This window comes from Loktanella sp. DSM 29012, assembly GCF_900110705.1.
Classification (GTDB): domain Bacteria; phylum Pseudomonadota; class Alphaproteobacteria; order Rhodobacterales; family Rhodobacteraceae; genus Loktanella; species Loktanella gaetbuli.
The window spans coordinates 579808-593500 of sequence record NZ_FOEJ01000001.1; the positions used below are offsets into that span (position 1 = coordinate 579808).

General features: G+C 61.1%; 16 protein-coding genes. 14 read left to right on the plus strand and 2 right to left on the minus strand.

The window, feature by feature from the left end:
• Positions 1-16 precede the first annotated feature (16 nt).
• From BMX27_RS02860 to BMX27_RS02915, 12 genes are all read left to right on the plus strand, one after another.
• The gene (locus tag BMX27_RS02860; RefSeq protein WP_177172631.1) at positions 17-364 is read left to right on the plus strand and encodes a VOC family protein; all 348 of its coding nucleotides are present in this window, start codon (positions 17-19) and stop codon (positions 362-364) included.
• Between the two features lie 47 nt (positions 365-411).
• On the plus strand, positions 412-1311 hold the full coding sequence (locus BMX27_RS02865; protein WP_090158370.1) for a DMT family transporter: 900 nt from the start codon (positions 412-414) through the stop codon (positions 1309-1311).
• 288 nt (positions 1312-1599) lie between these two features.
• Complete coding sequence (gene rpsL / locus BMX27_RS02870) at positions 1600-1971, plus strand: 30S ribosomal protein S12 (RefSeq protein WP_090158371.1); 372 nt, start codon at positions 1600-1602, stop codon at positions 1969-1971.
• A 60-nt stretch (positions 1972-2031) separates the two neighbouring features.
• Positions 2032-2502, plus strand: a complete 471-nt coding sequence (gene rpsG / locus BMX27_RS02875) for a 30S ribosomal protein S7 (protein ID WP_090158372.1) — start codon at positions 2032-2034, stop codon at positions 2500-2502.
• 18 nt (positions 2503-2520) lie between these two features.
• The gene (gene fusA / locus BMX27_RS02880) at positions 2521-4644 is read left to right on the plus strand and encodes an elongation factor G (protein WP_056039546.1); all 2124 of its coding nucleotides are present in this window, start codon (positions 2521-2523) and stop codon (positions 4642-4644) included.
• Between the two features lie 63 nt (positions 4645-4707).
• Complete coding sequence (tuf, locus tag BMX27_RS02885; RefSeq protein WP_090158362.1) at positions 4708-5883, plus strand: elongation factor Tu; 1176 nt, start codon at positions 4708-4710, stop codon at positions 5881-5883.
• A 218-nt stretch (positions 5884-6101) separates the two neighbouring features.
• On the plus strand, positions 6102-6692 hold the full coding sequence (locus tag BMX27_RS02890; protein ID WP_256212373.1) for a DUF1007 family protein: 591 nt from the start codon (positions 6102-6104) through the stop codon (positions 6690-6692).
• On the plus strand, positions 6680-7576 hold the full coding sequence (locus BMX27_RS02895) for a nickel/cobalt transporter (RefSeq protein ID WP_090158373.1): 897 nt from the start codon (positions 6680-6682) through the stop codon (positions 7574-7576). Before BMX27_RS02890 ends, BMX27_RS02895 begins: the two co-directional genes overlap by 13 nt.
• A gap of 199 nt (positions 7577-7775) precedes the next feature.
• Positions 7776-8087 (plus strand): 30S ribosomal protein S10, encoded by a 312-nt coding sequence (gene rpsJ, locus BMX27_RS02900; RefSeq protein WP_056032218.1) that lies wholly within the window; start codon positions 7776-7778, stop codon positions 8085-8087.
• Between the two features lie 15 nt (positions 8088-8102).
• Positions 8103-8969 (plus strand): 50S ribosomal protein L3, encoded by an 867-nt coding sequence (gene rplC, locus BMX27_RS02905; RefSeq protein WP_056032220.1) that lies wholly within the window; start codon positions 8103-8105, stop codon positions 8967-8969.
• Complete coding sequence (gene rplD, locus BMX27_RS02910) at positions 8959-9579, plus strand: 50S ribosomal protein L4 (protein WP_056032224.1); 621 nt, start codon at positions 8959-8961, stop codon at positions 9577-9579. The genes rplC and rplD overlap by 11 nt, the downstream gene beginning before the upstream one ends.
• A complete protein-coding gene (locus BMX27_RS02915) occupies positions 9576-9872 on the plus strand; it encodes a 50S ribosomal protein L23 (protein WP_056032227.1) in 297 nt (98 codons plus the stop codon). Before rplD ends, BMX27_RS02915 begins: the two co-directional genes overlap by 4 nt.
• A gap of 95 nt (positions 9873-9967) precedes the next feature.
• Here the strand turns inward: BMX27_RS02915 and BMX27_RS02920 are convergent, their stop codons facing one another.
• Both BMX27_RS02920 and BMX27_RS02925 read right to left on the minus strand, forming a co-directional pair.
• Entirely contained in the window at positions 9968-10747 is a 780-nt protein-coding gene (locus tag BMX27_RS02920) for a hypothetical protein (protein WP_090158374.1), read from the minus strand.
• Complete coding sequence (locus BMX27_RS02925; RefSeq protein WP_143056774.1) at positions 10747-11724, minus strand: hypothetical protein; 978 nt, start codon at positions 11722-11724, stop codon at positions 10747-10749. The genes BMX27_RS02920 and BMX27_RS02925 overlap by 1 nt, the downstream gene beginning before the upstream one ends.
• Positions 11725-11945: 221 nt before the next feature.
• On the opposite strand from BMX27_RS02925, the gene BMX27_RS02930 reads away from it, so the two are divergent.
• Both BMX27_RS02930 and BMX27_RS02935 read left to right on the plus strand, forming a co-directional pair.
• A complete protein-coding gene (locus tag BMX27_RS02930; RefSeq protein ID WP_256212374.1) occupies positions 11946-12680 on the plus strand; it encodes a 5-oxoprolinase subunit B family protein in 735 nt (244 codons plus the stop codon).
• Positions 12662-13684 (plus strand): 5-oxoprolinase subunit C family protein, encoded by a 1023-nt coding sequence (locus BMX27_RS02935; RefSeq protein WP_256212375.1) that lies wholly within the window; start codon positions 12662-12664, stop codon positions 13682-13684. Before BMX27_RS02930 ends, BMX27_RS02935 begins: the two co-directional genes overlap by 19 nt.
• The last annotated feature ends 9 nt before the right edge of the window (positions 13685-13693 follow it).

Genomic DNA, 13693 nt, shown 5'->3' on the forward strand with positions numbered 1-13693 from the left:
GCCAAAGGAGGAAGCCGTGACAGATACGCCCCATCACCAACTGGATTACGTGGAATTCACATCACCCGAACCGCAGGCAACGCGGGAATTCATGGCCAATGTCTTTGGCTGGTCGTTTGTGGATTATGGACCTGACTATGCTGACATTCAGGGTGCAGGCATCGGCGGTGGCGTTGAACGCGGCACGCTGCGCGCACCGCTGCCGGTAATCAATTCGAACGATCTCGACGCCAGCCTGGCAGCCGTCAAGGCGGCAGGAGCCCGGATCACGGTCGATACCTTCAGCTTTCCGGGCGGGCGCCGGTTTCAGTTTCTGGCACCCGGTGGCACAGAGATGGCCGTCTGGACCAAGGAGCCTGAATAGCACGGCCAGTCTGGCGGTCCTCAGGCTTGCCTGCTACGGCTTGACCTATGGTTTTGACTGACAACATGCGCGGTGCTGCGCTGATGACGGGTGCGATGTTCGCATTCACCGTGAACGACACCTTTCTTAAGGCGCTTTCGGATCAGTTGCCGTTGTTCCAGACGATTTTCCTTCGGGGAATCGGCGTCATTGCATGCCTGACGATCATGGCCGCACTGATGCGGCAATTGAATTTCAGACAAAGCCGGCGCGATTGGTTCCTGATCGTAATCCGCGGCCTGTCAGAGCTGGCCGCTGCGTATTTCTTTTTGACGGCGTTGTTCAACATGCCCATCGCGGCAGCCAGCGCGATCTTGCAGGCACTCCCGCTGACGGTGAGCCTGGCGGGCGCACTCTTTCTGGGCGAGGCGCTTGGCTGGCGCCGACTGGTTGCGATCCTGATCGGATTTGTCGGTGTGTTGCTGATCGTCAGGCCGGGTGGTGCGGATTTCAATTTCTATTCTGTCTATGCGGTTCTTTCGGTCGCTTGCGTCACGCTGCGTGACCTCGTCGTGCGGCGGATGAACAAGTCGGTGCCATCGCTGCTTGTGTCGCTTGTCGCGGCAATCTGCGTCACCGTGGGTGCGGGTGTCGCCTGCCTCTTTGCCACATGGGTTCCGTTGCAGGGGATGGCGATGGCACAGATTGGCGGTGCCACCATTTTCGTCGTTTTTGGCTACATCTTTTCCGTGGCGGCGATGCGGGTCGGCGATATCAGTTTTGTCGCGCCATTCCGCTATGTCAGCCTGTTGGTCGCATTGATCCTTGGATTTGCCGTCTTCGGAGAGGTGCCGCGCGTCCTGACGCTGGTGGGCGCGGGAATCGTTGTCGCAACCGGTCTGTTCACATTGTTCCGGGAACGGCGGTTGAACCTGCGCCGCCGCACGATTCCCGACCGTATCCGCTAGGATTTGCAGGGCTTCGCGCAGCGGGGGCGCCACTGTTGACACCCCATGCCACGGGCCCTATACGGCGCGCATCCGGGTAGGGGGTAATCCCCCCAAATCCGATATCAAATGTCGTAGTGGTCAAGAACCGGACTAATGCTGTCTTGTTCCTCTGAATACTCACCGCACCGAACCTCCGGTAAGGGTTCGACTGCGGAATTTTTGTGCTTTGCAGACGTGCGGGGCATGCCAAGTCAATCTGCGGGGTCAGACCCCGCTCACATGTGAGAGAATAGGGAAAACCGCCCCATGCCAACGATCCAACAGCTGATCCGCAAACCGCGCCAGCCCAAAATCACCCGCTCCAAGTCCATGCACCTCGAGGGATGCCCGCAAAAGCGTGGCGTCTGCACTCGCGTGTACACCACCACGCCGAAAAAGCCGAACTCCGCCATGCGGAAAGTCGCCAAGGTCCGTCTGACCAACGGCTACGAAGTGATCTCCTACATTCCCGGTGAGAGCCACAACCTGCAAGAGCACTCTGTGGTTCTGATCCGCGGCGGTCGTGTAAAAGACCTTCCCGGTGTGCGTTACCACATCCTGCGCGGTGTTTTGGATACCCAGGGCGTCAAGGATCGTAAGCAGCGTCGTTCCAAGTACGGCGCGAAGCGTCCCAAGTAAGCATTTGGGCCGCCGGGACCGCCCGGCGCTTCGCCCGTCAACGAACAAGAGGAAACACACATGTCACGTCGCCACGCCGCTGAAAAACGCGAAGTTCTGCCCGACGCCAAGTTCGGCGATACCGTTCTGACCAAGTTCATGAACAACCTCATGGTCGACGGCAAGAAAGCCGTCGCAGAGCGCATCGTCTACAACGCTTTCGATCGCGTCGAAGCCAAGTTGAAGAAATCCCCCGTCGAGGTCTTTCACGAGTCCCTCGAACTGATCAAACCCTCTGTCGAGGTGCGTTCGCGCCGCGTCGGCGGTGCCACCTACCAGGTGCCCGTCGAGGTCCGCCCCGAGCGCCGCGAGGCACTGGCCATCCGTTGGTTGATCGCCGCTGCGAAAAAGCGCAACGAGAACACCATGGAAGAGCGCCTTGCAGGCGAGCTGATGGACGCCGTCAACGGTCGTGGTACGGCCGTGAAAAAGCGTGAAGACACCCACAAGATGGCCGACGCGAACAAAGCGTTCAGCCACTACCGCTGGTAATTCAGGAGCACCACTAGAATGGCACGCGACTATAAACTCGAGCGCTACCGCAACTTTGGTATCATGGCGCACATCGACGCAGGCAAGACGACCTGTTCCGAACGCATCCTGTACTACACCGGCAAGTCCCACAACATCGGCGAAGTCCACGACGGCGCCGCGACGATGGACTGGATGGAGCAGGAGCAGGAGCGCGGAATCACGATCACCTCTGCTGCGACCACGACCTTCTGGCAGCGTCAGGAAGACCCGACCGCCGACGGCACGTCCGACACGAAGTATCGGATGAACATCATCGACACACCCGGCCACGTCGACTTCACCATCGAAGTCGAGCGTTCGCTGGCTGTTCTCGACGGCGCGATCTGCGTGCTTGACGCCAACGCCGGTGTCGAACCCCAGACCGAAACCGTGTGGCGTCAGGCTGACCGCTACAAGGTGCCGCGCATCGTGTTCGTGAACAAAATGGACAAGATCGGTGCCGATTTCTACAACTGCGTCGCCATGATCGAAGACAGGACCGGCGCGAAAACCGCACCGATTCAGCTGCCGATCGGCGCAGAGAACGAACTCGAAGGCATCATCGACCTCGTGACCATGGAAGAATGGGTCTACGCAGGCGAAGATCTGGGCGCATCCTGGGTGCGTCAGCCGATCCGCGATAGCTACAAGGAGCGCGCTGATGAGTATCACGCCGCTCTGGTCGAGCAGGCCGTGGAAATGGACGACGAGGTCATGATGGCCTACCTCGACGGCGTCGAGCCCGACGTGGACACGCTGCGCAAGCTGATCCGCAAGGGTACGCTGGCGATGAAGTTCGTGCCCGTGCTGGCCGGTTCCGCGTTCAAGAACAAAGGCGTGCAGCCGCTGCTGAACGCTGTCGTCGACTATCTCCCCAGCCCGCTGGACGTGGTCGATTACATGGGCTTCAAGCCCGGTGACGAAACGGAAACACGTAACATTCCGCGTCGCGCCGATGATGACATGCCTTTCTCGGCACTGGCATTCAAAATCATGAACGACCCCTTCGTCGGTTCCTTGACGTTTACCCGGATCTATTCGGGTCAGCTGAAAAAGGGCGACGCCATGCTCAACTCCACCAAGGGGAACAAAGAGCGTGTCGGTCGTATGATGATGATGCACTCGATCCAGCGTGAAGAGATCGACGAAGCTTTTGCAGGTGACATCATCGCACTGGGTGGCCTGAAGAACACCACCACCGGTGACACGCTGTGTTCGGAAAAGGACCCCGTCGTTCTGGAAACGATGACCTTCCCCGAGCCCGTCATCGAGATCGCGGTGGAGCCCAAGACGAAGGCCGACCAGGAAAAGATGGGCATCGCACTGGCACGTCTGGCTGCCGAGGATCCGTCCTTCCGCGTCGAGACCGATTTCGAATCCGGTCAGACCATCATGCGTGGCATGGGCGAACTTCACCTCGACATTCTGGTCGACCGCATGAAGCGCGAGTTCAAGGTCGAGGCGAACATCGGTGCGCCGCAGGTGGCCTATCGTGAAACCATCGGTCACGCCGTCGAACACACCTACACCCACAAGAAACAGTCGGGTGGTTCGGGTCAGTTCGGTGAGGTCAAGCTGGCCATCATGCCGACAGAGCCGGGCGAAGGTTATTCGTTCGAATCCAAGATCGTCGGCGGTGCCGTGCCCAAGGAATACATTCCGGGCGTCGAAAAGGGTATCCGTTCGGTCATGGACTCCGGTCCGCTGGCAGGCTTCCCGGTCATCGACTTCAAGGTCGAGTTGCTGGACGGCAAGTTCCACGACGTGGACTCCTCGGTCCTGGCATTCGAAATCGCGGCACGGATGTGCATGCGTGAAGGGATGCGCAAGGCAGGGGCCAAGCTGCTCGAGCCGATCATGAAGGTCGAGGTGGTGACGCCCGAGGAATATACCGGTGGCATCATCGGCGACCTCACGTCCCGTCGTGGCATGGTTCAGGGTCAGGACAGCCGCGGCAACGCGAACGTCATCGACGCAATGGTGCCGCTGGCCAACATGTTCGGCTACATCAACACACTGCGCTCCATGTCTTCGGGCCGTGCCCAGTTCACGATGCAGTTTGATCACTACGATCCGGTTCCGCAGAACCTGTCCGAAGAGATCCAGGCGAAATACGCATAACGGCGCGGCGGGTGCCTGCACCCGCCCCCCACACCCCCAAATCCGTTTTTCAAGGAGGCCATCATGGCTAAGGCAAAGTTCGAACGTAACAAACCGCACGTTAACATCGGCACGATTGGTCACGTTGACCACGGCAAGACGACGCTGACGGCAGCGATCACCAAGTACTTTGGTGACTTCCGCGCCTACGACCAGATCGACGGCGCGCCCGAAGAGAAGGCCCGCGGCATCACCATCTCGACCGCGCACGTCGAGTACGAGACCGAAGGCCGTCACTACGCCCACGTCGACTGCCCCGGCCACGCCGACTACGTCAAGAACATGATCACCGGTGCCGCCCAGATGGACGGCGCGATCCTGGTCGTGAACGCAGCCGACGGCCCCATGCCGCAAACGCGCGAGCACATCCTGCTGGGTCGCCAGGTGGGCATCCCCTACATGGTCGTCTACATGAACAAGGTCGACCAGGTTGACGACGAAGAGCTGCTGGAACTGGTCGAAATGGAGATCCGCGAGCTGCTGTCCTCCTACGACTACCCCGGCGACGACATTCCGATCATCCGTGGTTCGGCCCTGCACGCCATGAACGGCACGCAGCCCGAAATCGGCGAAGAGTCGATCAAGGCGCTGATGGCAGCCGTTGACGAGTACATCCCGACACCGGCACGTGCGGTTGACCTGCCGTTCCTGATGCCAATCGAGGACGTGTTCTCGATTTCCGGCCGTGGTACGGTTGTGACCGGCCGTGTGGAACGTGGCGTGATCAACGTCGGCGACAGCATCGAGATCGTGGGTATCCGTGACACCAAGACGACGACCTGCACGGGCGTCGAGATGTTCCGCAAGCTGCTGGACTCCGGCCAGGCTGGCGACAACGTGGGTGTTCTGCTGCGCGGTATCGACCGTGAAGGCGTGGAGCGCGGCCAGGTGCTGTGCAAGCCCAAGTCGGTTGCACCGCACACCAAGTTCGAGGCCGAGGCCTACATCCTGACCAAGGAAGAGGGTGGCCGTCACACGCCGTTCTTTGCGAACTACCGTCCGCAGTTCTACTTCCGCACGACGGACGTGACCGGCACGGTTGTGCTGCCCGAGGGCACCGAAATGGTGATGCCGGGCGACAACCTGAAGTTCAACGTCGAGCTGATCGCACCGATCGCAATGGAAGACGGCCTGCGTTTCGCCATCCGTGAAGGCGGCCGCACCGTCGGCGCTGGCGTGGTGTCCAAGATCGTCGAATAAGCCGCACCGCGGGCATCGCCCGCAGCGACACACATCCGAAAGGCCGCCCCCGAAAGGAGGCGGCCTTTTGCTTGGCGGTGGGTTGCGTCGGAATCGGCATATCACCGCCACGTCATTGCCGTCAGATTGTCAGCACAGCCGCGATACCTTATGCGATGGACATGCGTCCTAGATTGTTTGCCACTGCTGTTGCCTGTTGTTTCCCCACGGTTTCCGCCGTGGCGCATCCGCATGTTTTCGTCACGGCCTCTGTGACTGTCGTCTATGCCGATGGTGTGCCGACGGCTGTCGAACTCAGCTGGCTGTATGATGATTATTTCTCGCTCTTGCTGACGTCCGATCTGGGAATCGATCTGGACGGTGATCTGGTCCTGACCCCAGAAGAAGAAGCGATCTTGGCGCAGGCCGTGACGGAATGGCCCGCCGATTTCAACGGGGACCTCGAGGTCATGCAAAATGACGATGTTGTCACGCTTCTGCCCAAGCAGGATCACCGCATGGTCTTTGAAAACGGTCTTGTACGAGAGGTACATACCCGCCCGCTTGATCCCGGTCTGACGGGTGATCCGCTGACGGTGCGGGTCTATGACCCATATTATTATGTCGCCTACGACTTGTTAGAACCCGTCAACATCACCGGCACGGACCAGTGTTCCAGCGCGGTGACACCGCCCGATCTGCATAACGCCTACGCATTGGTCGAAGAACTGCTTTACGGTCGGCCCGCCAGCGATGTCGGTCCTGACGAGGAATTCCCCGCTGTCGGTGTGGAATTTGCCGCAACCATCACGATCACATGCGAAACGTAGTCTGGATTGCCATCGCGATCGGCGTCCTCGCTGTGGGCTGGGCCGTTTGGGGGCCGCTGGCGGGTGCGATCGGGCAGTGGGCCAGTGCGACACAACGGGATGTCCAGAATGCGATGGCCGCCAGTCTGCGCGCCCTCAGGGGCGGGCAGCCCGGTGCGCTGGCCGGTTTGTGGACGCTGTGTTTCACCTATGGTTTCGTGCATGCTGCAGGCCCTGGACATGGCAAGCTGGTGATCGGTGGTTATGGCCTGGGTGCGCGCGTTCCAGTGGGACGATTGATGGGCCTCGCAGTTGTGTCCTCACTTGCGCAGGCCCTGTCGGCAGTCGTTCTGGTCTACCTCGCAATCTGGGTTTTTGGATGGGGGCGCGAACAGGTCGGCGGCGTCGCGGATGGTGTCATGGCACCGATGAGCTATGCAATGATCGCGGGTGTTGGCCTGTGGCTGTTCCTGCGCGGGGGCCGCAAGGCGCTGGCTTTCCGCAAGCCTGTCGCCGGACACGTCGATCACCACGCCCACCATCATCATGACGGCGTCTGTGCAAGTTGCGGCCATGCGCATGCAGCCGGGATCCGCTCCGTCAGGGATGCGGTCGTGATCGTCGGTGCGATTGCAATCCGTCCGTGCACGGGTGCGCTGTTCTTGTTGATCCTGACCTATGCGCTTGGGCTGGTCTGGGCTGGAATCGTCGGCGTTTTCATCATGGGGATCGGTACCGCCAGCCTGACGGGACTGGTTGCACTGACGGCCGTGGGCCTGCGCGAAAGCGTGTTGTCCCAGGTCGCATCGGGCGCGGCCACCGCCCGGATTCTGGTGGCAGTCGAGATCCTGGTCGGTGGCGTCATTGCACTGCTGGCGATGCAACTTTTGCTCGGCAGTCTGTAGGCGGTCGATAATCCGCCGAAAATACCGTGTTCGCCGGAAAACGGGGTAGACTCCCCCCAAGCGACGCCCTATAGCGACCAAATCCAAACGGGGTGCGCTGTGCGCGCCCCTTTCCGTTGGATCATAAGACGCGACGAGGGTGCCGGATGAGCCTGCATCTTCCTCTCCGTTAGAGCCCTGCAAATAGGGGTGATGTCACATGGCAGCCAGCCAGAACATCCGCATTCGCCTGAAGGCGTTTGACTACCGCGTCCTCGACGCCTCCACCGCAGAGATCGTTTCCACTGCAAAGCGCACCGGCGCGTCCGTGCGTGGCCCGATCCCGCTGCCGAACAAGATTGAAAAATTCACCGTTCTGCGCGGTCCGCACATCGACAAGAAGTCGCGCGACCAGTTCGAGATCCGCACGCACAAGCGCTTGCTGGACATCGTCGATCCGACGCCGCAGACCGTTGACGCCCTGATGAAGCTCGACCTCGCCGCTGGCGTCGACGTGCAGATCAGCGTGTAAGGGGGAGTGATCAATATGCTCCGCACAGGACTTATCGCAAAAAAGATGGGCATGACCCGTCTGTTCATGGAAGACGGCCGCCAGATTCCGGTGACCGTTCTGCAACTTGACAAGCTTCAGGTCGTGTCTCAGCGCACCGCCGACAAGCATGGCTACACTGCTGTCCAGCTGGGCGCAGGCACAGCCAAGGTCAAGCGCGTTTCCCAAGCCATGCGTGGCCACTTTGCCGCTGCAAACGTCGAGCCCAAGCGCAAGGTCGCCGAATTCCGCGTTGCCGAAGAAAACATGATCAACGTCGGCGAAGAGCTGACCGCGAACCATTATTTCGAAGGCCAGTACGTCGACGTCTGTGGCACATCCATCGGTAAAGGTTTTGCCGGCGCGATGAAGCGTCACAACTTTGGCGGTCTGCGTGCCTCGCACGGTGTGTCCGTGTCGCACCGTTCACATGGTTCGGTCGGTCAGTGTCAGGACCCGGGCAAGATCTTCAAGGGCAAGAAAATGGCCGGTCACATGGGCTCTGCCCGCGTGACGACCCAGAACCTGCAGGTCATCCGTACCGACGCCGACCGTGGCCTGATCATGGTCAAGGGTGCCGTTCCCGGTTCCAAGGGCGGTTGGGTCACGATCAAGGATGCGGTGAAAAAGCCGACACCCGAGAACGTCATCTATCCCGCCGGTCTGAAGTCGCTGGACGACGAAGCCAAGCGTCTGGCCGAAGAAGCAGCAGCAGAAGCCGCAGCCGCTGAAGCCGCCGCAGCAGAAGCAGCAGCAAAAGCCGAACAGGAAGCTCTGGAAGCTGCCGAGGCCGAACTTGCTGCAGATGCGCCGACGACGGACGAAACCAACGCTGCTGAAGGTGGTGACAACAATGAAAGCTGATGCAATCAAACTTGACGGCGCATCCGCAGGGTCCGTGGACCTGGACGACGCCATCTTTGGTCTGGAGCCCCGCAAGGACATCCTGCACCGTGTCGTGCGCTGGCAGCGTAACAAGGCGCAGGCTGGTACGCACTCCACTCTGGGTCGGTCCGAAGTGTCCTACTCGACCAAGAAGATCTATCGCCAAAAAGGCACCGGTGGCGCACGTCACGGGTCCAAGGGCGCGCCGATCTTCCGTCACGGTGGTGTCTACAAGGGCCCGGTGCCCCGTAGCCACGGTCACGAGCTGACCAAGAAGTTCCGCAAGCTGGGTCTGCGCCACGCGCTGTCCGCCAAGCAGGCGGCCGGTGAGCTGGTCATCATCGACGCTCTGGCAATCGAGAACGCCAAAACGTCCACTCTGTCCAAGCACGTCTCCGAGCGTGGCTGGAAGCGTGCGCTGATCATCGACGGTGCCGAGGTCAACGCCGACTTCAGCCGTGCGGCACAGAACCTCGCCAACATTGACGTGCTGCCCAGCCAGGGTGCTAACGTCTATGACATCCTGAAAAGCGATACGCTGGTCATCACCAAGGCCGGTATCGAAGCACTGGAGGCCCGTTTGAAATGAGCGCCAAGGCAGAACACTACGACGTGATCCGCAAGCCGATCATCACGGAAAAGGCCACGCTGGCATCCGAAAACAACGGTGTTGTTTTCGAGGTCGCCATTGACGCCAACAAGCCGCAGATCAAACAGGCCGTCGAAGCCCTGTTCGGTGTAAAGGTCAAGGCCGTCAACACGACGATCACCAAGGGCAAAGTGAAACGCTTCCGCGGTTCGCTGGGCACCCGAAAGGACGTCAAGAAGGCCTACGTGACGCTCGAAGAAGGCAACACGATCGACGTCAGCACCGGTCTGTGATCAGACCCTCGCTACAAAACGAAAGCCCCCGCAGCGATGCGGGGGCTTTTTGCATTTCAGGGCGTTCTCGCTGACCTTTTCGGTCAGTCTTTGCCTCAGCCTTCGGGCTGTGACACCAGCGTGATCATCGTGACGCCGTCCTCGACCGTGCTGACGTTCACGAGGGTCGCACCAACTGCGCTCACGCCCATGAACTGTGTGCCGCTGCCGGGGATTTCGGTTGCGGTAACATCGATGCCGCGCCCGGAAATGACGTCCTGCACCAGCGGCGTGACCTGCGCGACCGGCAATTCGACAAAGATGAACGGGTTGGACATGCTGAATCCGGGCAGATCATCGTCCAGCGCGCCAGTGTCGCGCATCGCGGATTCCAGCGCATCGCCCAGCGTGCCGGGCGCCGTCGCCGGGGCTGCGGGTTCGGTCACGTCATCAACGCGGTCAAGAAAGAGCACGGTCACCTCGTAGCGGTCTGCATAGAGGTTGATCGTTTCCATGCGGACGCCATCCTGAAATTCGGTCAGATCTTCTGCACCGATATCGGGAAAGAGCTGGGCGAGAAACACAAGCGCCTGTGGATCATCGGGTGCCCCCTCGAGGTGGACGACCTCGACCCCGTCAACGCTGGATGTGTAGGTTTCAGGCAGATCAGGCGCGCCCAGAATATTTTCAGGCGACAGCGGAATCTCGACCAGATCATTCGGCCCCCACAGCGACAGGACGCGGTCGCGTACCTCGGGCCAGTCCGGGATTTCCAGAACGGTCTCGCTCTCGATCGTGCGCCATTCACCGTTTTCAGAGGTATCGACAATCTGACCCACGGCAGGCCCAGCCCCCATGATCGCGGCGCAAAGTGTGACTGTTTTCAAATTCTGCATCAGGGCATGTCCTCGAGTGCGGTTGTTGCATCAATATAAAGCTTGTGTGCCGCCAGCCAAAGCGGCGCGTTATCGATATAGGACGGGGTGACCAGCGATACGGTCGTCCCGTTTTCGCCGACCGTCATATAGGCGATGTATCGGCTTTCATCGGGGCGGGTCATGATCATGGACAGGCGGTTGAATTCGCGGGTCGTGTCCTGCGGAGTGTATCCCTCTGCGACCAGTTGATCGACAAAGTCCTGCCGCGGGTCGTCCTGTCCGGCAGTGTCGGCGACACGCAGCACGACGCTGCTGTCATCCAGCGATCCGGCGTTGCGCACGATCAGGTCGCCGTCGGAGCCATTGTCGACGGTCAAGGCGCGATCGACCATCACGCTGAAATCGCCGAATGTCGCTGGCTGTGTCGGCGTCAATTGCCCCCATGGCGCATCATTGCCCAAGTAAGTCATGCTGCCCGCGATCAGATCGGAAAACGCGTTGGCACTGCTATCTGCGGGGCTGACCAGATAGCCATTGTTCCCTACGATGGCAAAGTAACGGGTCAGGCGTTGGCCCGGTGCCATTGGGTCCGAAATGACCTGACGGCCAACCTCGAGGCCCTGCTGATTGGCGAACATCTGGTTTTCGAACATATCGACGCGGTCAAACTTGCTCTGCACCAGCAGCCAGTCGATGTGGAACAGGTCAAAGGTAATGTCGACACGGTCGATGTAGACCCGCCGCCCTTGCCATTCCAGCGTCAGCACATGGGTAGGTTCTGTCAGCAATCCTTGCGGATTGGCGGGGGGGCCGTCGGCACCCACCACGACCAGACCATCCATCGGGAACAGAAAGACGAAGTTGGGTTCGAGCTGGACCAGATCGTATTCGAGCGAATCGAGGTCGACGGTTTGCGCAACAGCTGCGGTGGCCCCGGCCAGCGCAACCAGTGCGGCACCCCCCCAACCCAGAATACGCCGTCTGTTCGTCAGCATCTTCATCTTGCGTCGCTCACCTCCTTGAATGGCGCGGTGCAACCCCAGCGCGCATCACGAACCTTGCCCCGGACTTGGTATCATGTCGACTACCCTCGTGGCGATTTCTTGTGTGTTCGGCTGGAAACGGCAATGCTGTCGGTGCAGAACGATGACGGCATGGTGGCTGTCTGGACGGCAGTGATCATTGCCCTGCGATGTGCCCGAGAGAGGATCCCCAGGTGTCACAGCTGACAAAAGCCCCGCAGATGGACCTGCACCCGATGGGACAGGACGGAATTCTGGTGCGGTTCGGCGATGGGTTCGAGGTCGCCACGCAACCCGCGCTGACCGCTGCCAGGGTGATTGAGCACGCCAGGATCGAAGGCGTGGTCGAGATTGCGACCGCGCTTGCCTCTGTGCTGGTGCGTTTCGCGCCGGACCGGATTTCGCGGGCACAACTGGCAGACCGTCTGCGTGAGATGCTGTTGCAGCCATCCGTTGACGCGGATGATGGGCCGGGGCGCCTTTGGACGATTCCGGCCGTTTTCGACGGCCCGCAATTGGCTGATGTGGCGCGCCACGCCGGTCTGACGGAAACGGCAGCGATAACCGCATTGACCGATGCGCGGCTCTCGGTGCTGGCCATCGGCTTTGCCCCTGGGCAGCCCTATCTGGGGCATCTGCCGGATGCATGGGACATGCCGCGCCAGACCGACCTCACGCCGGAGGTGCCGGCGGGTGCGCTGGTGACGGCCTTGCGTCAGCTTGTGCTGTTTGCCAATCCCAGTCCGACCGGGTGGCGCTGGATTGGTCGCTGTGCCTTTGTCCCGTTCCAGCCTGACCGCCCCGATCCCTTTGCATTGCAGGCGGGCGACTGCGTGCAGTTTGCTGCGACCGATGCCGGAACCATCGACCAATTACGTCGGAACCAGCCCGATGGGCTGGGCGGTGCCACATGCGCGACGCTGACATGACGATCCTGCACATCGACCAGGCTGGCCCGCTGATGACGGTGCAGGACATGGGCCGGCCGGGGCGCATCGGTGTCGGGTTGTCGCCGGGTGGCGCAATGGACCGCGCTGCCTTGATCGAGGGGGCCGCGCTGCTGGGGCTGAGCGAGGTTGTTGCCGGCATCGAGATGGCCGGGTTGGGTGGCACATTCCGCACCGATGCGCCCATGCGCTTTGCACTGACAGGGGCGCGGATGGATGCGCAGATCGATGGCCAGCCGCTGCGCTGGAATGCATCGCACCTGCTGCATCCCGGACAGGACCTGCGGATCGGCGGTGTGCAGGCCGGGGCCTACGGCTATCTGGTTCCGGCGGGTGGCGTCAGGGGCGAGGGCGTGCTGGACAGCCGGTCAGCGCATCTGTCGGTCGGTCTGGGCGCACCTCTTGCGGCAGGTGATACGCTGGTGATCGGGCAGGACCCGAAGCGCGACCGCCCGCTGCAGATCATTGTGCCCGACGATCGCCTGTCGGGCGGATTGCTGCGGATCATGCCCGGCCCGCAAACGCAGATGTTCGATCCGGCCACGCGCCAGCGTCTGACGCAGATCACCTTTGGGCGCGGTGCCCGCAGCAGTCGCACGGGATCCCCTCTTGACTACGACGGACACCGCCTTGGGCCATCAGGGTCGCGGGGGCCGGTGTCGGATTTTATCCGGGTGGGTGATGTGCAGATCACCGGTGACGGGACGCCGTTTGTGATGCTGGCCGAATGCCAGACCGTCGGCGGCTATCCCCGCATCGGCACGGTGATCGCAGACGACCTCTCGCGTGTCGCACAGGCAGCCAGCGGCGCGCCCCTGCGGTTTGAATGGATGACCATCGCACAGGCCGATGCGGCCTATCGCAGCGTCGGACAACACCTGCGCGAGGCCGCGGCGCAGGTCAGGCCGCTGGTGCGTGACCCCGCTGACATTCCCGACCTGCTGTCATATCAACTGATCGACGGCGTGACCGCCGGTGACCCATAGGAGCTAACG